Raw genomic sequence first — 25,165 nt, forward strand, 5'->3', positions numbered from 1 at the left:
AGGAGTATAGGAATCAGGCACTTCAAATGTCTTGATGGAAGAGATACAAATTAACGCTATTTTTCAAAATAGGGTTTTTATGCGCTTTTTTTACAAAAATTAAGGAATAAGTTACATAAAAAATCTCCATACTCCGAGGTGTACCACACGGAATGTAACTTTAGACAAAAATCTATTGTTTCATTCCTTTTTTCTTTATACTGGAATTAGCGGAAGAGGTCGTCTCTTTTTTGAGCTCCGAACTCGTAAAAAAAATTGATTGAGGGACGGTTGAACGCACCACCATCTGTTGATCGCTTCGTCGAAAAAACGTATAAAAAAATGATCTACGCAGCCGTTCCGACCGCTTTATTTGAAAAGGAGTTTTGTTTATGGAAAATCTTTATGCGGTTTGTTGTGGTATTGATGTTCACAAGAAATTGATCGTCGCCTGTCTTCGTCAGGAGCAGAACACCCAGATCAAGGAATTCGGTGCTTCCACTCGTGAACTTCTCTCTTTGGCGGATTGGCTCTTGGAAAATCATTGTCAAGCCGTCGCTATGGAAAGCACCGGTTCTTACTGGAAACCTTTATACAATGTCCTTGAATCTTTCGACTTGAACCCGATTGTTGTCAATGCTCAGCATATGCGCAATGTTCCCGGTCGAAAGACGGATATCAAAGACGCGGAATGGATTTCCGATCTTCTTTGTCATGGCTTATTGATTCCCAGCTTTATTCCCAATCGCTCCCAACGCGAACTTCGCGAGCTTGTCAGCTACAGGAAAAGTCTGGTAAAAACCCAATCCGCCGAATTGAACCGGCTCCAAAAAATGCTGGAAGGTGGAAATATCAAGTTGTCCGGCACTGTATCCAATATCAATGGAAAAAGCGCGAGAAATCTTTTGGATCTCATTTTGAAAGGAGAAAAATTCGATGAAGCTGTTTATGACCAGATGATCAAAGACAGAAAGATTTCAAGAAGATTAAAAGCGAGCAAAACAAAGTTGATCGAGGATATGAATGGCGTGCTGAGTCCGGTTCAAATCAAAATGATCCGGGAACTGCGCAAGCATATTGATGAATTGGAAAAGCATATTCGAGAACTGGATCAGGATATCAACGACGCCATGAGCGATCCGGAGAAAGAAGCGGCCAAACGATTAACGCAGATTCCGGGAATCGGAGAAGACAGCGCGAAAATCATCATATCTGTGATTGGTGTCGATATGAGTCGGTTTCCCACGGATCGCCACATTTGTTCATGGGCGGGAATCAGCCCGGGAAACAAAGAATCGGCAAAGAAAAAACTGAGCGCTCGAACGACAAAAGGAAACAAACTGCTAAGGAGTACTCTGGTGGTTTGCGCGCATTCTGCCGTAATGAAAAAAGAAAGCTATTTTTCCTCTCTATACAACCGGATCGCGGCACATCGCGGAAAAAAGAGAGCGATCGTGGCAGTGGGACATTCCATTTTGAAGATTGCATATCATATGCTGAAAAACGGAGAATCATACAAGGAATTGGGAAGCAATTATTATCAAACAAAGACAAAGGAAAGTAAGATCAAAAGTTATTTGACAAAACTAGAAAATCTGGGCATAGAGATTCCAGAGGAGTATAGGAATCAGGCACTTCAAATGTCTTGATGGAAGAGATACAAATTAACACTGTTTTTCAAAATAGGGTTTTTATGCGCTTTTTTTACAAAAAATAAGGAATAAGTTACATAAAAAAAGACCTCCACATCACCTAGGATACCGGGTGATGTGGAGGTCGAAAAGACGCCGTTTTATTTCCTACTTCCCTTTATAAAAGCATTATGGTAATCTTCGTAAACAAAAGATAAAGAGGAAGCTTTCTTAAATAAGAGTTGTATGGCTTCTTCAGCCGTGTCAGTTTTAAAAATAGCTCTTAGTAGATATAATTTATCATTTAGTTTTGATAAATAAAAACTCATGTTTCTATTTACTTCATAAAGATAAATGATTAATTTATCATACAGCATTAAATAAGGATATATATCATCTTTTTGATAAAAATCAATAAATTTAATTTTAGAAAAATCTGTAGTCTCTATTTTTTCTTTAAGATTAAGTATTTCCTCAAAGATTATTTTATCAATAGGACATGTTATTTTACTTTTCTCATGTTGAATGTTTATATTTTTTGTGTTTATTAAAACAATACAAACAATAGCGATTCGATAAAAATCCAATGATTTATCAAAATTGTTTTTTTTATTTATATCATTTGTTTTTGAATAGAAATGGATATATTCGTTTAACGAAGGCTTGATAAGAAGAAAAGCTATAAAATCCGCAAAGCATTCATGGAAAAGATATTCAATATCTTGACCAAATTCATCAAAAGATGAAAAAGAGTATAAAATAAATTCTGGATTTATATCACTGAGAAAATTTGAATATAATGGATAGTTATTTTTTAAATTTTCAACCCTTTTCTTTATACTCCGACTTGCAATTTGGCTATAATCTTTCAATTTAATTGAAAAAAAATCAATGCAATTTTTCAATAAAAATATATTATTGTTTTCTAAATTTGATTGTCTGAAATAATTTTGCTGATTTATTTCGATAAACTCTCTTAATCCCTCTTCCCAAGGTAAGGCAATTGCTTCAAAAAAATCATTATAGTCTTCCATAGAAAGTGGAGAATCTTCCATTTTAATAGGTTTTTGCGAAAGAGCAAAACTCATTCTAAATAGATTTATAGTTGAAAAATTAATAATAAATTCTTTGAGCAATCCATAACGAATTTCGCGCAAACGATATATTTGACCAACGTTATGTGAAAGCTCATGAGCAATAAAAAATAGATTTTCTTTTATTCTTTTCCAATTGGAGAGAGAAAGATTATAGTACATATAATTGTTGTATATTTCTTTACGATTATCTTTATTAGGCCAAGTTATTAATTGTGTTGGTAAATCGTTTGCTGTGATGAAAAAGCTGCTAATTTCATTTTGACTAATAAATTGATAAGAGCTTTTATAAGATCGAATAGTACTTTTTTCCAAACTCGTTAGTATGGCTTTCTCTTCTGACATTTCTAGATTATAATTTAAAATTATATGAGAAAAAAGCTCTCCAAATATCGTATAAAATAGTACTATTTTAGTTGGTATATATGATGATTTTGGAAAATTTATGTAATTGTTTCTTAATAATGACTGATTATTGTTGATAAAAGCTTCGTAGAGTGGTTTCGTATAATATATGATATTCAATGAATTATTCTTTTGGCTTTTATTTAAAAAATCATAAACATGAAAGTAAGCGTTTAAAATACTTAAATAGTTAGAGTTGATTTCGTTTTTTTCTAATGTTTCTAAAATATAGTTAGATAAAACTTCAAAATATATTTTTATGTTATCAAGTTTTTCAATCGAAACTCTTATAGAATCAGCAATTTTATTTAATTCACTATTGTCTTCGCTCTTAGGAATATTTGGTTTTACAAAATTATTTAAACTAATCTGATAGTCAATTTTAAAGTTAGGAAGGTTATCAATATTATCAAATAATTTCGCTAATTCTTCTTTTCGTAGTTTTTTCAATTTAAAAGTTTTATCAATTTGTCCGAAATGATAAATACTATATAACTTCGATCCAAAAATATTTGAAAGTGTCTTTGTAATGTTATAATTATTTTATAATTCGAAATTTAGACAAATTGGTTTTTCTGTAACATTAGAGGTGGTGATTTTTGGGATATCTACACAGATAATGCTATATGCTCTTGTTATTTGGTTTGTATTAATTTTTTTGCTAATTGATTCCGCTACCTTTTTACATAGTGATTCTAGATTGTTTCCTCTGGAAAAAGCCACATACCCATAGTCGTTTAAACTGTAAAAACACAGAAAATCATCTGGAAAACCTTTGGGGTGAGGTAAATATTCACCGGTGAATTTATCTACTATAAAACTGATTACATAATATGGGTGCTTTTTGAAAAAATCATCTGGAAACAATTTTCCAAAAAAATAAAATTCTGATTTATTCTGTTTGTAATTTTTAGTATTAACGGAATGGTCTGGTAAGCAACACCAATTTTCTTCATAGATTGCAACATAATGAAGAGTATCAAATGAATACAACTTTATAATTTCGGCTTCATTATCAGAAAACTCTTTTTCGGATAAAACAACTTTATAAATCATAGTCTCTCCTCGCTCTTAACTTCTTAATGCTCTTTTATATATTCTATGATAAAATAAAAATCAAGGAAATGGAAGTTTAATTAGTGGGGAAGTGAGAAGATGGGTATAATTAGAAATTCTTTTATAATGATTTACTTATATAACCCTATAGTAATTGATGTTAGTCAAAATCCAATTCTTCGTGCTTTGCAGGAATTGGGGACTAGTCCAATGGAATCTTTATTTTTAAGTCTATTTGCAGGATGCTTAACTTTGATTCTTACTATATTCATCCAACTTAATCAATCTATTTTGGGAATTTCTCTATTTAATTTTCTTATAACGTTGATCAAATGTAGAGAAAACAGGGTATATCAGTTTACAAAAAAAATTGAGAACAATTTCATTTTATTGCTTTTAGTTATTTTTGGGGTTATTTCATTAAGCTTTTTCTATGATGATTATTATCTTGCTCTATTATGTGGAAATATATTAATTTTATCGGTGATTTTATTAGAGTGTTGTGCAATATTTGGTTTAATATCATTGATGAATAAAGAGAAAATTTTGAGAAGTTTGCGAGAAGAAAATGAAATAGATGATAATTTATTTGCATTTGTTCTTTTACTGGTGTCGATAGAAAAAAAGAACATAAGTGATTCCTCTTTGATGGATGAAAACATCGAGGTTTTTACAAATGAGTACGAAGTTAAAATCAACTCGAGAAATTTAACTTTGTTTATTAATGCAACCGATAATGATGATTTTATTCGATTAAATATTTTAGAAAAGCTATCGATATTTTTATATAACATAACTATAATGAAAGAAAATCCTTTTTGTTTTGATTCAAAAGAAAGAAAATCAAGGAGAGATCGACTATTAAGTTATAAGCATTGGGAACCTGCTGTATTGGAAAAAGTAAATGATAATTTAGAGTTTTATAAATGCATATATCCAAATGAAGAAAATGAATATTTTACGAATTGTATGAAAGAGATACTTAACTTTTATTTTGTTTACTACTTTTCTTCAGGAAGAGATTCAATTAAAGATGTGGTTGATAAATTTATATCTTTATATAATCTTTTTTCATTTAATATAGTTTATAATAAATTGGATTATAAAATTACTGAATTTCATAAAAAGTATGGGCAAGGTGGGAATATCGGTGAATGGATAATATTAAATCTAGTTCAATGTGCTTACAGATATAGAAGTTATGAATTCATGATTACTTTTTTAAAGAAAATATTGGAAATAATCGAGAGAAATAATAATACTTTTTATTCTTTCCCATTTTATATATTTTATTTAAATGAGCTAGATCGTGTAAAAAATTCAAAGAGATTTAATAGAATTTTTCAAGATGATTTTAATGAAGGGATGGATGGGTTATGTGAGAATCTCTTGTCTCTTTTAAAGGAAACGGATAAGAAAATGTATGAAGAAGAAATAAGAAAACGAATAGTATATGGAAATAATTTTTATTCCAATTATATAAAAGAAGGTGGATTTTTTCTTATGGCGCATTTCTTACTAGAAGGGCAGGAAATGTTCCACTTTACTGATTCTAGTATTGTTTTTGCTCTAAATAATATTTTCAAAAATTCAAACTTATAATAATTGATAATCTGTAATGTTAATTTTATTAAGGTAGGGGATAAAAAATGAAAAATTTTATTGCATTTGTTTTAATTATTATTTTTCTTTGTCTTGTATGTTTATTTCCAATAAACACAGAGGAAGAGAAAGCTAAATCAGTTTATAATTATAAAATATACAATAATGTGCACGTGAATCATAAGCAGAAAGATAGAGTTTCTCCAAAAAGTGGAATATTTGAGTGAGATATAAATATTAGTTTTTGATTCTTATATGTCCTTATATTGGAATCTATCCATACAAGAGAAGAAGAAAAAAAATGTCCCTGGTGCAGAAGACGAATGGTAAAGATCGGCGAGGAGAAAGTGCGGATGATCGTAAAGATCCTGCCGCTGCAAATCATCATCCAGGATATTTATACGGAAAGCTACTACGCCTGCCCTGCGTGTATGAACGACGGGGAAGGCGTTCTTTATAAAATGAAAGCGGCGGGCGCCCTGTTCACCGACGATTACGCGGGATACAATCCGGTGGATCACGACCGGAGAGAGCTAGGCTGGGCGCATGCGCGAAGGTATTTCGTGGACGCGCTAAGGGATAGAAGAAGAAACAGGCGATTCCATCACGTACCGGCTGCTGGTGCAAATGGCGAAGATCTTCCATATCGAAGCCAAGTTTCAAAAATAAAGTCGGAAAAAGAAAGAATAACATGGGAAAGAAAGCTGAAAATTGATACAATTAAGTTAAATTAAAAGGAGAGGGATTTATGATAAAGAAAAATATGATAAATTTAAAAACATTAAGGAATCGGAAAGTGTATGGGGAATTGGAGTCCAGAAAAGGGAATTTGGAAGTTAAATCAATGATACTTAGCCCGAATGCACTTAATAAGATTTCAAAAACTTTTGAGATGGGAATTTTATCTCGTGAAAATCAAGATTTTTTTATTGAATCGATTATTATTGATTCTAAAGATCAAAAGTTATTTGAAGAGGGGCAATCCCCTTTAGTAAAAATCGAAAATGGATGGGCGTTAACATCTGATTCTAGAAGGAATCCTTTGATTTTTAAAGGGAAATTTAATGGATTTGTTACAGTTGATGATATGTTAGCTGTATGTGAAATTGTCCTTGGAGCAATGGAGTTTAATCTAGAAAATATTGATAAAGAGTTTTTCGAAAATGATATTGAATATAAAAATGTACCTGTTATTATATATTCTACTGGAAATTATATGGTAAATCTTTTAGAAGATTAATTACTTTTCAAAATATAAATTAATCTTTAATAAATTTGATATTTTTTAAGGCAATTTAAGTTAATATCGATAATTGTTTTTTAGCTCTGAAAAAAAGAAGGAGGAATTTAATGGATAGCAAAGCAGAAAAAGAGCAAGTTATAAAAAAAATTGCAGAACGAGAATATAATTTATTTGTTGTTAACACACATGCAGCAGGAATACAACAAAGAGATGGAAGATATATAACAAAATACTTTCCTTTATCGTCTTTTATTTTAGAGCAGATGATTTTACGGAACGGTTCAATGGGATGCTATCAGCAAGGGTATAAAACTAATCGGATTCGATGGATATGTTATGATTTTGATTGCAAAGATAAAGAGAATCCAGAAATTGCGGATATGTATAAAAACTTCATCAAGCCATTAACTATAACTCTTAAAAAGCTAGGAATTCGTTATTTAACAGAATTTTCTGGACGGAGGGGAGTCCATGTATGGATTATCTTTAATGCGTTATTATCGAAAAAAACAGGATATCGGATTTTAAACGAAATAGAAAAGAGATGCTTTGAATTACGTGAGATTAAAAATAGTGAAAAATGGAGTCTAGATAAGTTCCCAGCTACTGAAAGTAGTTATAATAATATAGTTGGAAAACAAGTTAAATTTCCTTTATCATCGCATAAATCAGGAGATAAATCTTATTTTTTTTATGGAAATTTTTATAGAAAAGATGATATCGATTCGTTAGATTTTTATAAAGAACAATTAAATATTTTAAGCTCATATGAGCAGAATGATGTTGATGAAGTTATCAAAGTATTGGAACTAGAAAAATCAGATGAGGAATCTAAAAAACCGATTTATTATAAATTTGTTTTGACAGAAGATGTAGAGGTAACACCAGATAAGGTAATAGAAGTTTTATCAGAAACAGATGTTTTTAGACAAATTTTTAAAAGAATGGAAAGTGGACGTGGTTTACATCAAGATTGGATGGTTCTCTTTGGAACTCTTTCCCAATGTGATTCTAGTACACAGTTACTTAAAAATATATTGAAAAAATTTCCGAATTATGATGAATCGAAGACGCAAATTAATATTTTTAGGTTAAAAGATAAATATTATCCGGCTACGTTCGGATATTTATATCAAATATATAATATCGAGATGGAAGATAATCTAGATGAAAATGAAACTGGTTTTTGCTATTTATTAAGACGGTGCAATTTAAACAAAAATATTTTGAAGAAGTTCCAAAATATAAATGAAAGAAAATCTTTTTGCGATTTAAACTCGATTCTAAATAAAGAAAAAAAATATCTTAGAACTAATGATGAAGTAGCAGATGTTTTGATATGGAATGATCTTTGTGGATTGAAACAATTAGATTTATGGATTTATGAAGAGATAATAGAGAAAATAAAGTTAAATAAAGAAAATGATTATATTCCTAAAGATTTTAAGGTTTTTGAAAGAATAGAATCGCCGGAAAAAAAACGAATATTAGTATCTCTCTCAGCGAAGGATCGCGTCATTACAACGCATTTAGCTATTCAATTAAGCTATTTAATGAAAAAGAAGTGGAAATCTTTCAGTTATCAAATTTCTTATACATCACAAGATTCTATTTTCTTTAATTGGTATTCTTCATGGAGCAATTATATTAATCATATTCGTATATTTACAGAAATTCCTTTCATGGAAGATTATCGAGCGTTTTATATAGATTTGAAGGATTTTTATAAAAATATTGATTTTCTCTCGGTATTTAGGACATTTGAGAAATTTTTAGAGGGTGAAGCAAAAAACATTTTTGTTTTTTTGATGAACTTTAATGATAGTCTGATGAAAAGTATTCAGAATGGAAATAGAATTGGTGTCCCTCAAGGTCCTGCTTACGCAAGGATAATTTCAGAAATGTATTTAGACAAATTGCTTGAACGCGCTTTAGCAAAATGGGGCAAGAAACATTTTTATATGTATCGATATGTGGATGACATAATTTTTTTCTGTGAGCCCAATATTGATAGTTTGAAATTATACGAGGGCATTAAGGAATATTTAATTTTTTCGGGATTACCAATTAACTCAAAAAAAACAAAATATTTTGGAAGATTAAAAGATTTAACAGTAGAAGAAAGAAGAACTTTATTGCATGAAGATAGTTTTAATTATGAATTAAATGAAAATATTTATACGGGAATCTTGTTAGAAAATGAAAGGCGATTAAAGCTAAATAAGTATTTGCATGAAAATGATTTTGGGATTGAAAAAATAAATTATTTTTTTGGAAGGTATGTTTTTCCGGAAGTACAAGATTGGTGTATGAAATATTACAGCGAGGATATTTTGAAAAGTTTAGAAGGCAGAGGAAATAATTTTAGAACTTTTTATAATTTTTTATTTAGCCAGGAAAGATATCTGGTTGATTTTTTAGACAATGAGAAATTTAATTTAATACCAATTAAATCTTTAAACTTTAGTAATTTTATTCATGAATTATATTATTCTACTCAGAACGAGAGTATTAGTAGGAGATTGTTTAATAGAATAAAAAAAGAATACTTAAAAAAAATCCCTCTAGATTATGTAAAAGAGGATGATAAAACAATTATTCAGGCTTTGATTTTAATTGAAATGTAAAATGGAGGAAAAGTGTGTCGAATATTGAAGCATATATACAAGCTTTAGAGGCTAGTAGTAATCAAATAAATCTTGTTGCAGAATTATTAGAAGAATTAAGTTCATATTCGGTTATAAAAATATCAGAAAAAAGAGTTTTAGTGGCAAAAGCTTTTTTTAAACTATTACAATATTGCCAGAAAATGTATAACGGGAATGTTCCTAACGAAACGATTGAAGAGATATTAAGAGTTTTTATAAATATAGAAAATATGGTTAGTGAAATAACAGAAGAAGAAGATAATAGTAATATGATGATCATGCGGTTTCTGCATGAATTAAAAATGTATAACAAGGGAGAAAAAATTTTCTCGATAAACCAAGATAAATATCCTATTCAGTATCTTGAACTTCTTTTAAAAGAATTAGACAGTATATATTTTGTGTTTGAAATAAAAAAAGACTCAGAATATATTTTTCCACTTCATAAAATGATAGTAAATGTAGTTGAAAATTTTAAATTTATCGATAATTCTATTGGTCTTTATCAAATTCGAATTCTTCAACTTGCCGTAAAATTATTTAAAGATAATATAGATGAGCAAAAGGCATTAAAAGCTCTAAAAGAAAAATGCAATCTTAAATTCATCCAATATCTATCAGTGAATTGTGAAATTATCGATACTTCTGATTTGCTAAATTATCAAAAAAATGGTGTCATGACCTTTTATGATAAAAATAATGGAAATATTCTGATTAGACATAGGGACAAAAATTATTTTATAGCGGATTATTCAACTGAAAAAAATATTTTTGTAGAAAAAGATCATGCCGGAAGTATAATAGGATATTTTTATGAATATCAATTAAATAAAAACGATCAATTGACAGATTATTCGGATATCCTTAAAGATGAAGAAGGAAGAAAGATTTTTTTAAATTTAATTTATAATAATTCTTCATATAATGTCTTGTTAGATAAAATGATAGTAAAGGGTAATGAAGGTAAATATAGGCTAACGAATCCTTTTTGTTTCAATGATGAATTTATAATTAAAGGAAGATTAAGGGAAAAATTCGGTAAATGTTATCAAAAAAATGAATTATTAGATGCATTATCTAATTATAGGTGCTCAGCACTAAAAATTAGTACCTCTAATATAATGAATAGAGTCTCTCTTGGATTGGGATTTCTTTTATTAGAAAGAGAAAAGATAGACATAAATGCATTGAAAATTGATAGCTTTTCAGAAGATGACTGGTTTCAAATACAATTGATCAAAAATTGGGTAATGGCAAGTAGCAATCCTTTAGATTCTTTAAAATTTATCATAACAGAATGGTATAGAGAAAATGAATATTGTAAGAATATTTTATCCAATCGTAATCATGTTAATTTGCAGGATCATGAAATTGATGTATTAGATTTTTATCCATTAAAAAGTGGAGTAGACTGGGTATTTGAAATTCTTGGGTATGAAAATCAAAAGGATATTTATGTTTTAAAAGGAGATGTAGAAGAAAAAGATGAGGGAATGTATTTTCTAAAAATCAATTTAGGACGAAGCGTATATACGAAACAACTGCTAAAAATAATTAATAAAGAAGTATTAGAAATTAAATTTGAGGATATAGAAGATTGTGATCAAATACTAGAAGATCAATATAGTGAAACTTATTTTGTATTATATGATTCGAAAAATAAAAAATACGCCACATATGACCAAAAATTTTTAAAAGTACTTTCAGCTTTTATAGATATTCAACAGAAAAACGAGCTAACATTAGAAACGGTATCAAAAATAACTAAACAAATGTATAGTGAAATTAAAAAAATGATGAGTCTTCATCAAGAAGCATTAGCAGAGGGAAATGAAAAATTTTTTTGTGATTTTGATTCTCAAGTGTACTATCGATTGATTCATAATATGTTATGGTCAAAAGTAAACTTTGCAAAAATAGATAATTATTTAAATATTTTTTTGGGTCACCAATGTTTATCATTTGAAAATATAAATCACGATGAAAAATTTATGCGTACTGATTCGAATACTCTTTATATTCCAAAAGACAAAAGAGATTGCGATAGTGTTTTGGTAAGGGTATATGAAAAGTATTTAAAGTCAAAGCGTTGTCGAGAAACAAATGATTTATATGATGAAAATATCGAATTAAAAGATGGCACTTATTTTCATAATGAAAATCGTATTAATAAAATCGTTTTTCTTTGTGATAATTTTGAAAATGGTTCAGCAACTATTCGTATGTTGAAAGCGTACTTGGATATTGAAGATGTTAGGGATAAGAGTAAGTTAGAAAGAGCTAAGCAAAAATGTCAAAAATATTATGTTCTTGGAAAAAGAGAATGCGAAATTAAAATATCAGATATTATTAGTAAAAATAATTGTAGTATTGAAATCCATAGTTTTTACGGAACAAGCGAGGGGAAGAAGAAAATTGAAAGTTTTTTGGAAGAAAATAATTTGAAAAATTGCAAGATTAGTTATAGACATGAAATATTAAGCAAATCACAAAGGATTAAAAATGATATAGAAATTATCTGGCCAAACAAAAAAGAGATATCGTGTTATACGGTGATACGAGAATTCAATATGCCAAAGATTAATGCTTTTCCAGAGGCCATGCTAAAAGATTCAAGAAAGGCTATTTGTATGTTTGTGATGAAAAGAGAACTCTAATAATATAGATTACCTTTAATCAATCAAATAAAGCCGGTCTGCAATCTAAACTAGATCTCTAATTTACTTGCTTTTTGAATGTTCGTACTCTTTTGATGATTTTCTGCTTCGTATAAATAAAGACATTGCTGTCACTATCTAAACCGAACAGGTGATCTGGATTCCTTTTCGCATGAAAAGATCGTGGTCAAAGCGAGTGAAAAAGAAAAGACATCCTTATGGTACTGATTGGATTCATTCTTTACGCTATAATAAAAATATGAATGGTTCATTGTATCAAGAAGGTTTGGAAGAAAAGGTTGAACGACTGGAAAAAGAGAACGAGTATTTGAAATCGCTTTTGGAAAAACATCAAATTGAATTTGATCCATTGCCTTTTATTCATGACGAAAAAATCACAGAAGTGCATGTGCGTTTTTTCTATTCCATGTTTCGTGGAAGAAGTGATGTGTACGCAAAACGGTCTGGAAAGCCGAATTCAAAGACGGGCATGGCTGGCTATTATCCGCAATGCGCGAATTTTTGGAAAGATGGGTATTGTCCGCGTAAACATGGAATGTCGATTTCATGCCAGAAATGCGATAACAGGCAATATCTTTCGATAACAGGACCGGTTCTTATGGCGCATTTAAAGGAGGGAAAAGGAAGACGGTTCCGACGTGATTGGAGTTTATCCATTGCTCCCGGACGGACGGTGCAATTTCCTGGTTTTTGATTTTGATGATCACGAAATGCTTGGAAATCAGTGGATGGTGGAAGTGGATGCGCTGCGAAAGATGTGTCAAGTGTTGCATGTTCCATGCCTTGTGGAACGATCCCGTTCCGGGAATGGAGCGCATGTCTGGCTGTTTTTCAAGCAACCGATTCAAGCGAGTAAAGCCAGAAAATTCGGAACGCTTTTATTGACAAATGGCTCGGAATCGATCGAGCTGAAATCATTTGCCTCGTATGATCGGATGATTTCTGCTCAGGATTGGCTGGAAAAAGGGAAGATCGGTAATTTAGTCGCGTTGCCGCTTCAGGGACGAGCGTTGAAAACGGAAACAGCGCTTTCGTGGATGAACATTGGAATCCATATCCGAATCAATGGCGAGCGTTAAAACATACGCAAAAAATCTCAGAAGAATTGATAGATGACTGCATTCAGAAATGGGATTATAACGATCTGCTAGGACCGTTATTTGATGGTTCTATCTGTGCGTTGGAAGAAGAGAAACCGTGGAATACATCATCTTTGATTTTTGCTCAAGAAGATGTAAGCGGAACGGTCAAACTGGTCCGTGCGAATCAATTGTATGTGGAAACCACAAATTTAAAACCAAGACTCCTTAATCAAATTCGCCGTCTTGCTTCGTTTTCCAATTCTGAATTTTATAAAACACAGCGAATGGGATATTCGACACATGGACTTTCGCGAATTATCGCTTGCTATGACAATTTTGAACGGTATATCGCGATTCCTCGCGGACTGGAAGAAAATCTTATTGGAAAATTGAACCAGGCTTCGATTGAATATGAAATTGAAGATCAGACGGCAATAGGATATCCATTACGAGTTCAATGGAAAGGGAACTTATATCCCCGGCAGCAACAGGCAGTGGATTCTTTGCGAAAACATAACTATGGAATTTTATCGGCATCGACAGCTTTCGGGAAGACCGTGGTTGGCGCCAGTCTGATTGCGCAAATCAAGAAAAGCACTTTGATTTTGGTCCATACAACAGAAATATTGAATGGATGGGTTGAAGAGCTGGAACGATTTCTTTCCTGGGACGAGCCGCTCCCTGAATATAAGACGCCTACGGGTCGAAAAAAGGTTCGAAAAAGTCATATTGGGGTTCTTTATGCGGGAAAGGATACATGCGCCGGAAAAATAGACGTGGCTTTGATTTCATCGGTTTCAAAAAAGGAAAGTGAGCACCCATTTTTACATCAATATGGAATGGTCATTATGGATGAATGCCATCATATTCCGTCAAAAACCTATGAGCAAGTCATTCAGAAAGTTCCGGCACGTTATCGTTATGGTTTTAGCGCTACGCCAAAACGGGAAGATGGGCAGGAGCCGAAAATATTTATGTATTTTGGACCGATTCGTTATCGTTTCAGTGCCAGAGATCGCGCCATGCAACAAGGGATCCAGCACCTGGTTGTCCCAAGATTTACATCGCTTCGTTTGGTGAATGAGAAAGAGATAAAGATCCAGGAAGCGTATCAAATGGCAATCGAAAACGTTAGACGAAACGATTTGATTGTCAAGGATATTCAGGAAGCAGTTAAAAAAGGGCGGACGCCATTGGTTCTTTCACGGTCCAGAAGGCATGCTCAATATTTATATCGGCGATTGGAAGGCGTATCGGATCAAATGTTTCTCTTACAAGGGGGCAAAACACCGCGAGAAAGAAGTGAAATCCGAAGGAAGATGAAGGAAGTTCGTGAAAATGAATCGTTGATTTTGATTGCGATTGACAAATATATTGGCGAAGGATTCAATTATCCTCGACTGGATGCTTTGTTTTTAACAACCCCTTTCAAAAACGATGTGAATGTGGAGCAATATGTAGGGAGACTGAATCGTGATTATGCGGGGAAAGAAAACGTGATTGTCTCACGCATGCCACACAATGCATTTACGATGAGAAAAACTACAAAGAGGTGTTTCAGAAAGACTTGAACCAGGCAAGACGAGAAGTTGTGGTTTGTTGTTCAAACATATCATGGAAAACATTCAAGGAATATAAATTATTATTTGAAGAAATGGAAAATCATGGATCTCGAATTTATATTTTTACAAATGAAAGCAACGATAATTCTAATTTGGAACGGGAAAACGGCAAGCTGATTTTTAGAAAAAATTTGTATGAACAATTCGCGGTCATCGATCGAAAAATCGTTTGGTACGGGAACATCAATTTGATTGGAGAAGATGCGGAAGAAGGTCGAGTGATGCGAATCGTGGATTCGAGAATTGCGGATGAATTGGTTTCTGGAATGGTAGAAGAGGATACTTTACAAATGAAATTGTTTTGATTGTGCCTTCTTTTCTTGGATTTAATGAAATAAGACATTCTTTGTGATAATCGAAGGAGATAAGCCAGTAAAGATATCTTATGGATAGGCACGGTAGTTTCGGACTGAAAACCTCGGCAGAACGTAAGTTTAGGCGAGGTGATTCGTTTAAAAATGACGAATAAAAAAGAACGAAGAAGAAAATATATTGTCGTTGAATTTGTTGCAAGAGGAAATGGAGCCAATCTATGCCTTTAATTTAAGCGTTCCGATATGCTATAATATACCAAATATAAGAGATGGGTGAATCATAATGGATAAGGGACTAAATTTAAAGAATAATTTTTTGAAAGAATTGATCTTCAGACTGGATTATTCTGGCTTATTGGATATGGATGTGGAAAAGAAAATCACTGATTTAAAAAACAATTTATATAACCGAGGGTATACAACGTTAAAAGAAAAAATCGAACAAGATATTTCTGTTAATGTCAATATGTTCAATGGAGTAGATAATAAAACAGAAGTGAAAAATACTACAGTATATGAATTTTCTAGTCCGAATAATAAGGTTTTTAAAATTTCAAAAAATTATATTATTTTTGATATAGATATTTCCGCGAATGAAACAACGTTTGAACATTATATTGATTTAATTACTTCTGTTATTTGTAAGTTAAGTGAGGAAAGATTCGTTAAATTTCACAGAATAGGATTGAGAAAAACGAATATCTGTCTTATTAAAGAGGGGACTGATTTAAAAGAGTATATCAATCCATCTATTTTAAGTATCTTTGATGATGATTTTCAGGAAATTCAAAACAGCAGTAAATTATTTAAAAATGAATTTCAAGTTCAATATACTGCTTCCCTTGTAAAGGGAACAATCACAAATAACGATATGTTGGAACCATGGAATCAATATTTATTGGATATTGACGTATTTAAAGAGGCGGAAGAGTTTGATAAATCAAAAGTCGATAAGTCATACTTAAAAATTATGAATTCGTTGATTTTTAATATCTATACCCAATCTTTAAGTGATAATTTTATTAGAAAACTTTCTGAAGAGGAATTCAAAGATGAGGATATATTAGGGGTGAATAAGAATGTATAAAAAAAATGAAAATTTTAAACCATTGCGTGTTCATGGTAAAACCCATTCTTCTGGAGAAGGAGCAGTGCATAGTTTCAAGCGTTCGTCTCCAAAAATGGTTGTGAAAGATCCGTATGTAAAAGTAGAGAAGCCTGTTTATTCAAGAATTATTGAAGTATATAAAGGAAAATAATGCAGTCATTTCCATACTTTATCCAAAATGAATTTTATTTAGAGGTATATATTATTGGATATAAAAATCAGGGTGAGGCCATTTTGATTGTTGTTGAAGTAGATGGAAGGGCAGTCTTTTGTGTGTTGATTGACAGTTACCATTGTAAAGATAAAAATCTCATTCAAGAAATTCTTGTGAAAAAGCGTATTCAATGGATAGATATTATTTGCTGGTCTCATCCTCACGGTGATCATTCCAAGGGAATGAAAGATATAATTAAAAATTATTCAAATGAAGATACTCTTATTTTGATTCCTGAAGGAGTGGAACTTTCACCGCAGAAGTTTTCAAAGGAAGTAATAAAACTATTTAGCTATCTTCGAGAACAAGTGGTGCAATCCGCAGAAAAATATAGAGTCATGAGTGTTTCTGATGGTAAAAATGTTTTATTTTATCACTGGCCTAAACCGAAATTCATTTATCAAACTCAAGAATTTCAATTAAAAATTAATTCATTCGCTCCTCCATCTCATTCTTTAAGGGCTAATCAGTTTTTGAATAGAATTGATAATAATCTCAATTCTATTGGTTTTGTGCTTGTTCTCGGAAACAAATATCTTGTTTTTACGGGAGATATAGAGAATAATGCCTGGTCACAACTTCCGCCTATTTTCATAAAAGATATTGATTTATTGAAGATTCCTCACCATGGATCGAAAACTGCGAATAAAGCGCTGGATTTATTTTCTGATATAGATATTTCGGTTTGTACGTCTTATATATGTGGTAATTCAAAATTACCGGAAAAAGAAATTATTGATTGTTATGAAAATATCTCGGCCGAAGTATATTTGACACAATCAATGAGGAGCGAAGAAAATCAAGAAGGATATGGAATGGTAAAGGTTAAATATAATTTGTTAAAGAGCACTAAGGAAGTTCAAATGTATGGAAATGCTATGCAAATTAAATAAATGGACTGCCATTCTTTTGTGCAGATTGGAAAGATTTTTGAGCTATGCGCTGGCCCTTGTGCATCTTGAATGTCGAGAAAAACTGTGGAAACAGAACAAAAGCCGGCAAGTTTAGAAGAGTTCATGAATAAACTATTTGATTAAGCTCTAGTTTAATTGAAAGGAGGAATCAATTATGAAGACAACGAGTTTTGAGGAAAGATTTGTTTTGAAGAATTTTGAAGATGCGATACGAATTCAAAAAATCATCAGTACACCGGCTGAACGAATTCCTAACCCTTATCCTGTGCGCACGAACAGGGACTTCAAAAGGTCGATGGAAAGGGTTTTAAAATGTCGGAAAACAAAATAGAAATAGAGTTATTTCCTTTATCGTGGTTGATAGACGAACTGAATAATAGCATATAAGAAGTCGAGATTGCGATGCTACGGATTGAGCATTCCATTAACTAGGTCCACCCGGTACGCTGAAAGAGTCCTCTCAATCCGCCATGCAAGACTATCTCGAAAAAATAAATACAAAGAGAAATCCATACTAAATATCCACTGGCTAAACTGGTGGTTTTTGGGTAACCAAAATCTTTAGGGGTTTCCCAAGAAATTTTATGGTTCTAAGAAACGGTCAGATGACGGAATGAAGTTGTCTGCCTTTTTTATTTCCTCTTGAAAAACAAAGCATTTATGAATCAAACAGTTTAAGTTATCGTTTTTAATTAGGCATCGTATAAAAATATTGTATAGAAGATATGTTGTAAAACTCATGGATATTAAGGTATTAAATATTTCAAATTTTTTTCCAATAAGATAGAAATTAAAGAAATTTTATATTTAATTTCATGCGTTTTTTTTATAAAATGAAATTAATAGGAATGAAACCGATAGAGAGGGAGATCAAATATAATGGATTTATTTGAAACGCTGGGTAATGAGAAGTTTTTTAATCCTTTAATTGGACCAAATAAGAAAGTATATTTCGAATGTATTACAGAACTTATTGAATATTCAAAAAAAATGCCTGTTTTATATAAAGACAACGTAAAGGATACACTAGAAATTTTTTTAAGAAATAAAACATATCGCGTCGAAAACGAGGATTTAGATAGTAACTTTGATGAAGGGGATGCGGATAAAATTATTCGAAAGTTTCAGGAATGTAGCTGGCTAACAGAACCGGAACTTGGAAGAAATGGAGAATATATAACAAATATTGCTGCGAACTGTAGAAGATTGATTGATTTTCTGAACAGTCTCATGAATCGAAAAAATGATGCAGCCATTTCGAATCGGATTCTTTCCATGGATGAAATTTTAAAAAGTGTATACAGTACTAACTCGGTGAGAAAAGACAGGCCATATTCTTCTATCCTTGTTCCATTAATGGAAAACGAAGCTGAATTGAAAAATGAAGTTCTGGATTTAAAAGACAGCATTTCCATCATTATGAGCCGAATCACAGAAATTAATGATTTGTCGGGAATAGGTCACTACTTACTCAGTGACCAGTTTCTCGAAAAATTTTTTAAAGATTATTTTTATATGAAAAACAATGGCCTTATTCCAGCAATATTAAGAGATGTTGCCCAGCAATTAAGCGGGTTTAAACATGATACGTTGTTCAAAAAAGCGATTCAGGAATATAGCGTACGAATGGACGTGGAAGAAGAGGAAGCAGAGGACCAGCTTACAAAATATATTGATGAAATATATTTCTATATTACAGTTGAATATCCTGAGTATATGGAAAAAATTGACGAAAGTATAAACAAGTATTTTCGATTAGCCAATCTTCGATTACGTCTGGTTACGAGCAATGGGCAAAATATCCAATCTTTAATGGATCAGATTCTTATGGTTATCAAAGAGTCGAATAAGGAAGAACAACAGATAATTTTAGAAAAACTGAATGGATGCATCCAAATCGAATCTCAAAAATATATATCCCGAAAATCGTATCAACACAAAAAACATCGTCGGTTGAATGAGGGATCTGCTGTTGTTGAAACGAAGGATTTGAGTGAGGAGGAAAAAATGGGAATTACAAATGAATTGATGAAGTCTTCGATTAATCCTTATTCTGTGGAAAGAACAGAGCGTTATTTTGATAATTTATTCAAAGTCAGTGGCATGCCATATGTAAAAAGCGGAATGACTAAAAGCAAAGAAGAAGCATTGATGTTTGTTTCTGCTTTTATCTATTCAGGCGACGAGGATTTTGGCTTTATTGTTGAAACTGAAGATGGAATGCATAAAACTCCTGTAGGAATAATTACAAATATGAAAGTAAAGAGGAAAAAATAATGGGAAATTTTGATTTTTTGGATCATCTAAAGGATGAAAATTTATTGAATTTTAAAAAATGCATCAGAAAACTTTTGGACTCTACGTTTATTGTTTCTGAAAAAGACCCTGTACTTTATGATTATTTAACTTATTCTTCAAACAGGATCGATATGTCGAATTATTTAAAAATAATCGGGTATGATCTTGTTGTTGATGAAGAATTAAAGTATGCGATGCTTATCCAAAACGAAGAGGATATGGAGACAGCGGGATTAAAGAAAATCAATCATGTGAATTTTTCGAACAAAGAAGTGCTGGTTTTAATTATTTTATGGATGTTGTTTTTGGAAAGATTTGGAAAATTCGAGAAAGTATACGTCGAGTTCGGGGATATTATCGACCGGCAAAAACAGTATGGAATAATTATGGGGTCTTTAACTGAATTGAAAACTGCACTCCAGAGATTTAAACGTTTTAGTTTAATATATTATACGGATACGGATTTTAAAGAAAATACCATTATTCATTTGTATCCAACTTTGCAGTTTGCTATGGATAAGAACCAGTTTATTCAAATAGTAAATGAAATGGCACCACAGTTAAACCATAATGAAGAAACTTTTGATTCGCAGGAGGAGAGGCAATGAATGAGATTCTTTTGAAAAAAGTATATTTAATAAACTGGTATGGGTTTGTTGATAAAACGATTCCTATTGGAAGAAGTTTATCCCTGATTACCGGCGAAAATGAATGCGGAAAATCAACGATTCTTGATGCGATCAAATACGCATTTACAGGTGACACAGAATTTAATAAAGCAACGTCGGCGACTAGAGTCGGAACTGGGCGAAGAACATTGTCTTCTTATACCAGATGCCTAATTGATCCAGACAATAAAAAATACGCGCGATCAAGTGATTCTCACCCAAGCGTATATACCCATATTGCATTAGAATATCATAATACCCTTTATGATACATATTTTGTCTTGGGTGTGATACTTGAAACAGATTCAAGTGATAATGTAAATAATTTTTGGTATGCACAAGATGGAAAAAGACTAGAAGATCTTTCATTTTTTCGTGAATCGGAAGGAAAAAAATTTGTTTTAAATGCAAAAGAATTCGGCATTAAAAATCAAGCAAAAATAATGAACAACAAGAAAGATGGCATTGAGAAATTCATGGCTATGACCGGATTAAAACTGCAAAATGATGGCATTATGAAATACCGGCGAAAATTGAAAAACATTATGACATACAATCCGGAAGCCAAGATTCAGCAGTTCATTAAGGAATCCGTGCTTGAAGAGAAAAAGATTAATATAAACAAATTAAAAGAAGCGAAAGAAAGCATTGAAGAAATCACGAAGTCCTTTACTATCCTTGAAAAAGAAATTAGAGAATTGGATGCGATTTTAAAAGCGTTTGATGACTATAAACGAATCTGCTCTCGATTAACAAAAGATGACATTAAAAGGGTTTACAAAGATCTTTTGGCGAACCAGAAAGAAAAAGAGAATAGTATCAAAGAGATGAAAGAGCATTGTCGCGAAATTGAAATGTTAGCAAAACGTATAGACCAAGAATTATTGGAGAAAGAGAAAAAAGATAAGGAGTTGAGGAAAGCGTTGCAGCATTATGATCAAATGGATGCGACAAAAGCGATTCGGGAAGAAAAGGAAAAATTGGATATACTTGGTAATGAAATGAAAGAATTATCTGAAAAAGAAAAAGAGATAAAGATTTTATTCAAACAAATAAAACAATTTATGGAAACAATCAAACTTGCAATGAAGCCATTGAATGTATCCGACCTGGATGATCCTTCTGCGGCAAGAAAAGAAGTGGACTCTTTGAGGGAGACTGTTAAACATTTATTTGAGCAGAATGCAGTAGAAATAAATCGTTTAAAAGGGTCTTTAAAGCAGATGGAAGAGGAAAAAATTGTGGTTGATCAAGTAATCAAAACATGCGAACGAAATCTTCCGGATTATTCAAAAGTACCTAATCAATATGGATTGCTTAATGAAATTAATAATAAATTCAAATCTCTGGGAATCCAGAGTGAAGCAAAGTTTTCCAGTGCGTATGTAGTGGAATTAAAGGATGAAGAATGGCGAAATTCAATCGAAACGTTTTTGGGCTGGCATCGCTATAGCGTATTGGTGGAACCGGAATATTTCGATATTGCGGATCAAGTGATGGATCGTTCACGCTATAAATATGTCGAATTAGTGAATACGAAATTGTTAAGCCGAAAGGAACCAAAAATTGTCGAAGACTCTTTGCTGAACAAATTGGTGATCAAAAACAAAATTGCACATACATATTTTGCTTACTGGTTAGGAAGAATCCATGCCGTAGAAAAGAAAAAAGTTTCTGTGCATGAAAATGCGATTTCCAAAGAAGGAAAGATTAGCCGAAATATGGCAGTTTCTTTTTTAAATTTTAATAAGATTGGTTCATATTGTCTTGGAGAAGATGCAGTGCTTCTTAATAAAGAAAGAGCGTTAAAGGAAAAGAAAGAATTAGAAGAGGAAGAAGTGCGAATTAGGGAAAATATTTATTTACAGCAAAGAAGAAAAATGGCGATTGACAATATGTTTCAAGCTTTAAATAAACAATATGATTTTGAAGCGCCAGTGAAAATGAAAGAGAAACAGGAGCAAATCGAGATATGCAAAGCGAGTATTCAAAAACTTGAAGATGCGTTAAAGAACAACAATGAATATATGGCGCTGGTTGAACGAATAGCGGAAATTGAATCGAGTCTCGTTATATTGAACCAGAGCATTGAGAAAAACAAAAAAAGAAAAATTCAGTTAGAACAAAAAAATGACTCATTAAAAATAGGAATTGAGCAACTCACAAAATCAATTGAAGAAAAGAACGGGCGAATTGATGCGTTTTCAATAGATTATTTAAGTGAATTTCGCGAGGCAAAAAAAGAGTATGATTTATTTTTAGCAAAAGAACGGGAATCCGGCGATGTGTTAGTTCCGAGTTCTCGAGAGAGAGCCGAAAGAGAAAAAAGCAGTTGTGAAAAAGATATTATCCAAAAGCAGTCGAACTATAATATGGGAAAATATCAGGAAGAGGAGTTACCGGTTGATTTTCAAAGCGAAGAGGTTTATCGAAAAAGGAAAAATAGACTGCAAGTAGATGATTTCGAAGACATCAAACAAAAATTAGCAATTCGAACCAAACAATATGAAAATATTTTTAAAAACGAATTTGTTTTAAAAATAAAGACAAATATCGAAGATGCCCATGCTGATATAAAAGAAATTAATAGACAGTTAAGAAAATTGCAGTTTTCTACTACTTATCAATTTGATGTGCGAAACGTTTCAGGAACGACGGACTATGCAAAAATTCTTGATTATGCGGAATATTTGAAAAAAAACAATCAAATTGGCAATTTACAGGGAACACTTGAAGGGATGAATGACTTTGACGAAAAGGAGGCAATAAAGCAGGAAGAGGAAATAAAAAAAATCATTAATAAAATTGTTGCGAAAGAGCACAACAATGAACTGGTTGATTTTTCCGACTATCGAAATTATATGGAATATGAAGTAATCGTCAACAATGAAGAAATCAAAAACGGGCGATTGTCAAAACTGGCAGGGTATAATTCGGGTGCCGGGACCCAGATTCCGTATACAATCATTCTTTCGGCTGCGTTGGCTATGATTTATAATGCACGCCAAAATTCGACTCGAATGGTTTTTATTGATGAGCCATTCGAGAAGATGAGTGATAAAAATATAAAGATTATGCTTAATTTCTTTAAATCCCAAAGTTTCCAGGTTATTTTTTGCGCTCCACCTAATAAACTGGATTCGATTGGGAAAGAATGCGCCGCTGTGATTCCAATCAAGAAAATTAGTAAAAGCAATATGACGGTCGGATGGGTTGAATTTAATGAATAAATATGAAAAAAATATCATCGAACAGTTATTGAAAAAACAATATGGACGGTTAAAGAAGTATAAAAACCGGAAAATAAAACAGAGAATTAGTATCTCAACGAATAGAATATTAAAGAATTATTCAAAGTACAATGTGGATCTTGAAGAGAAAAATTTTGTTAATCAAGCTATTTTCGCCTTGGAATCAAAAGGATTTATCACTGTGAGTAAAATAGAGCATAGTGATGACTATGAAAAGATTTATTTAGTCGAAGAGTCAGTGCCTTTATTGGAAGAATATGGTACGGAAAAATATGGAATTATCCCTAGATCTTTTATAATCAATGAACTGCAAAATATTTTAAAAAAATATAAAAATAGAGGAAAAATCGTTGATTTTTATATTTCTGAACTTACTGAGGCATTGAAAAACACCTTGATGCAAATTGATCTTGAAAAAGAGGAGGATATTTTAAAAATCTTATCTTTTTTGGAGACGAATGAAAAATTTTTGTATTTAAGAGAAGCGTCAATGCTGATTTTTGGAGATTCAAAATATTTTGAAAATAAAAGAAAATTCCAAGTGAATGGAGTACTCTCCCAATATTTGTCCTTTATCGATGAAGAAAGATTTGACGATGAAAATTTATTAAAACGTTTTAACATATATGACACAGAGCAGGAAATTTGTTTGAAAGGGCCGATGACGATCGAAATGTACGGTAAAGAAATTGATGTTGAGTGTTTTTCAGGTGGTGTTTCGTTTTCTATTCAAGATATAGAAAAAGTAAGCTTTATTTCAGTAAGGTGTGAAGAGGTTATGACCATTGAAAATAAAACGTCCTTTTTGCGAATGAACCATCCATATTGTTATATGTATTTGGGAGGATTTGCTACAAAAGCGCAAATCGCATTCATTAAAAAACTTTTCAAAGATAATCCAGATAAAATATATAGTCACTTTGGTGATATTGATGCAGGTGGTTTCTGGATTCATAAAAAATTGTGCGAACAAACTGGAATAAATTTTCAGCTTTTCCATATGAATAAAAATGATTTGAGAAATCCGACTTATTCTAATTGTTTACAGCCTTTGACTGAACAAGATCAAAAGAGGCTATGTACTTTAAAAGAGGATCTTATTTATGGTGAGTGTATTCATTATATGCTGGACCACAATGTGAAGCTGGAACAGGAAATAATTAGTTTGAATATTTCAAATCTATAAAAAATAAAGGAATTCAGCCTAGCAAGACTATGCTAATCATATTCATTAATTGTGCCGTAATAAAAACATGACCAGTTCATTTAAAGAGTTGATAAAATAAAAATTTTCTCAAATAAACAATCAAAATCCTCCAATCATGCGATATAATACTATACAGAGAGGAGAGAGGAAT

The 25,165-nt window shown here is 31.7% G+C and carries 19 protein-coding genes and 1 pseudogene; 18 read left to right on the forward strand and 2 right to left on the reverse strand.

Features of this window, described 5'->3' with window-relative positions:
* Positions 1–371 precede the first annotated feature (371 nt).
* The gene (locus tag E5336_RS04905) at positions 372–1,628 is read left to right on the forward strand and encodes an IS110 family RNA-guided transposase (RefSeq protein ID WP_135979961.1); all 1,257 of its coding nucleotides are present in this window, start codon (positions 372–374) and stop codon (positions 1,626–1,628) included.
* A gap of 143 nt (positions 1,629–1,771) precedes the next feature.
* Here E5336_RS04905 and E5336_RS04910 read toward each other — a convergent pair whose 3' ends face one another.
* Together E5336_RS04910 and E5336_RS04915 are read right to left on the reverse strand one after the other, a co-directional pair.
* On the reverse strand, positions 1,772–3,559 hold the full coding sequence (locus E5336_RS04910) for a hypothetical protein (protein ID WP_135979962.1): 1,788 nt from the start codon (positions 3,557–3,559) through the stop codon (positions 1,772–1,774).
* A gap of 93 nt (positions 3,560–3,652) precedes the next feature.
* Positions 3,653–4,165 carry a hypothetical protein gene (locus E5336_RS04915; RefSeq protein WP_135979963.1) on the reverse strand — a complete coding sequence of 171 codons (513 nt, stop codon included), beginning with the start codon at positions 4,163–4,165 and terminating at the stop codon, positions 3,653–3,655.
* Positions 4,166–4,264: 99 nt separating this feature from the next.
* Between E5336_RS04915 and E5336_RS04920 the strand changes: the two genes are divergently transcribed.
* The 17 genes and pseudogenes from E5336_RS04920 to E5336_RS04995 all read left to right on the forward strand — a co-directional run bounded on the left by E5336_RS04920 (position 4,265) and on the right by E5336_RS04995 (position 24,993).
* A complete protein-coding gene (locus tag E5336_RS04920) occupies positions 4,265–5,767 on the forward strand; it encodes a hypothetical protein (protein ID WP_135979964.1) in 1,503 nt (500 codons plus the stop codon).
* A 266-nt stretch (positions 5,768–6,033) separates the two neighbouring features.
* Positions 6,034–6,501, forward strand: a complete 468-nt coding sequence (locus E5336_RS04925) for an IS66 family transposase zinc-finger binding domain-containing protein (RefSeq protein WP_277820788.1) — start codon at positions 6,034–6,036, stop codon at positions 6,499–6,501.
* Positions 6,502–6,515: 14 nt separating this feature from the next.
* Entirely contained in the window at positions 6,516–7,007 is a 492-nt protein-coding gene (locus tag E5336_RS04930) for a hypothetical protein (protein ID WP_135979965.1), read from the forward strand.
* Positions 7,008–7,117: 110 nt separating this feature from the next.
* Positions 7,118–9,637 carry a reverse transcriptase domain-containing protein gene (locus E5336_RS04935; RefSeq protein ID WP_135979966.1) on the forward strand — a complete coding sequence of 840 codons (2,520 nt, stop codon included), beginning with the start codon at positions 7,118–7,120 and terminating at the stop codon, positions 9,635–9,637.
* Between the two features lie 14 nt (positions 9,638–9,651).
* Entirely contained in the window at positions 9,652–12,315 is a 2,664-nt protein-coding gene (locus tag E5336_RS04940) for a hypothetical protein (RefSeq protein WP_135979967.1), read from the forward strand.
* 259 nt (positions 12,316–12,574) lie between these two features.
* The gene (locus E5336_RS04945) at positions 12,575–13,030 is read left to right on the forward strand and encodes a TOTE conflict system archaeo-eukaryotic primase domain-containing protein (protein WP_135979968.1); all 456 of its coding nucleotides are present in this window, start codon (positions 12,575–12,577) and stop codon (positions 13,028–13,030) included.
* Positions 12,975–14,368, forward strand: a pseudogene (locus E5336_RS12710) (TOTE conflict system archaeo-eukaryotic primase domain-containing protein); the annotation flags it as partial. The gene E5336_RS04945 and the pseudogene E5336_RS12710, both read left to right, overlap by 56 nt.
* Positions 14,369–14,533: 165 nt before the next feature.
* Entirely contained in the window at positions 14,534–14,989 is a 456-nt protein-coding gene (locus tag E5336_RS12715) for a helicase-related protein (RefSeq protein ID WP_422110298.1), read from the forward strand.
* Positions 14,986–15,345, forward strand: a complete 360-nt coding sequence (locus E5336_RS04960; protein ID WP_135979971.1) for a phospholipase D-like domain-containing protein — start codon at positions 14,986–14,988, stop codon at positions 15,343–15,345. The genes E5336_RS12715 and E5336_RS04960 overlap by 4 nt, the downstream gene beginning before the upstream one ends.
* A gap of 292 nt (positions 15,346–15,637) precedes the next feature.
* Positions 15,638–16,441 carry a TIGR04255 family protein gene (locus tag E5336_RS04965; protein WP_135979972.1) on the forward strand — a complete coding sequence of 268 codons (804 nt, stop codon included), beginning with the start codon at positions 15,638–15,640 and terminating at the stop codon, positions 16,439–16,441.
* Complete coding sequence (locus E5336_RS04970) at positions 16,434–16,613, forward strand: hypothetical protein (RefSeq protein WP_135979973.1); 180 nt, start codon at positions 16,434–16,436, stop codon at positions 16,611–16,613. The genes E5336_RS04965 and E5336_RS04970 overlap by 8 nt, the downstream gene beginning before the upstream one ends.
* Positions 16,613–17,569 (forward strand): ComEC/Rec2 family competence protein, encoded by a 957-nt coding sequence (locus E5336_RS04975; RefSeq protein WP_135979974.1) that lies wholly within the window; start codon positions 16,613–16,615, stop codon positions 17,567–17,569. Before E5336_RS04970 ends, E5336_RS04975 begins: the two co-directional genes overlap by 1 nt.
* A 175-nt stretch (positions 17,570–17,744) precedes the next feature.
* Complete coding sequence (locus E5336_RS12375; RefSeq protein ID WP_168353557.1) at positions 17,745–17,921, forward strand: hypothetical protein; 177 nt, start codon at positions 17,745–17,747, stop codon at positions 17,919–17,921.
* Between the two features lie 548 nt (positions 17,922–18,469).
* A complete protein-coding gene (locus tag E5336_RS04980; protein WP_135979975.1) occupies positions 18,470–19,867 on the forward strand; it encodes a Wadjet anti-phage system protein JetA family protein in 1,398 nt (465 codons plus the stop codon).
* Entirely contained in the window at positions 19,867–20,496 is a 630-nt protein-coding gene (locus E5336_RS04985; RefSeq protein WP_135979976.1) for a DUF4194 domain-containing protein, read from the forward strand. Before E5336_RS04980 ends, E5336_RS04985 begins: the two co-directional genes overlap by 1 nt.
* The gene (locus tag E5336_RS04990) at positions 20,493–23,786 is read left to right on the forward strand and encodes an SbcC/MukB-like Walker B domain-containing protein (protein WP_135979977.1); all 3,294 of its coding nucleotides are present in this window, start codon (positions 20,493–20,495) and stop codon (positions 23,784–23,786) included. The genes E5336_RS04985 and E5336_RS04990 overlap by 4 nt, the downstream gene beginning before the upstream one ends.
* Complete coding sequence (locus tag E5336_RS04995) at positions 23,779–24,993, forward strand: Wadjet anti-phage system protein JetD domain-containing protein (protein WP_135979978.1); 1,215 nt, start codon at positions 23,779–23,781, stop codon at positions 24,991–24,993. The genes E5336_RS04990 and E5336_RS04995 overlap by 8 nt, the downstream gene beginning before the upstream one ends.
* The last annotated feature ends 172 nt before the right edge of the window (positions 24,994–25,165 follow it).

Source organism: Dubosiella muris (assembly GCF_004793885.1).
In the GTDB taxonomy this organism is placed as follows: Bacteria; Bacillota_I; Bacilli_A; order Erysipelotrichales; family Erysipelotrichaceae; genus Dubosiella; species Dubosiella muris.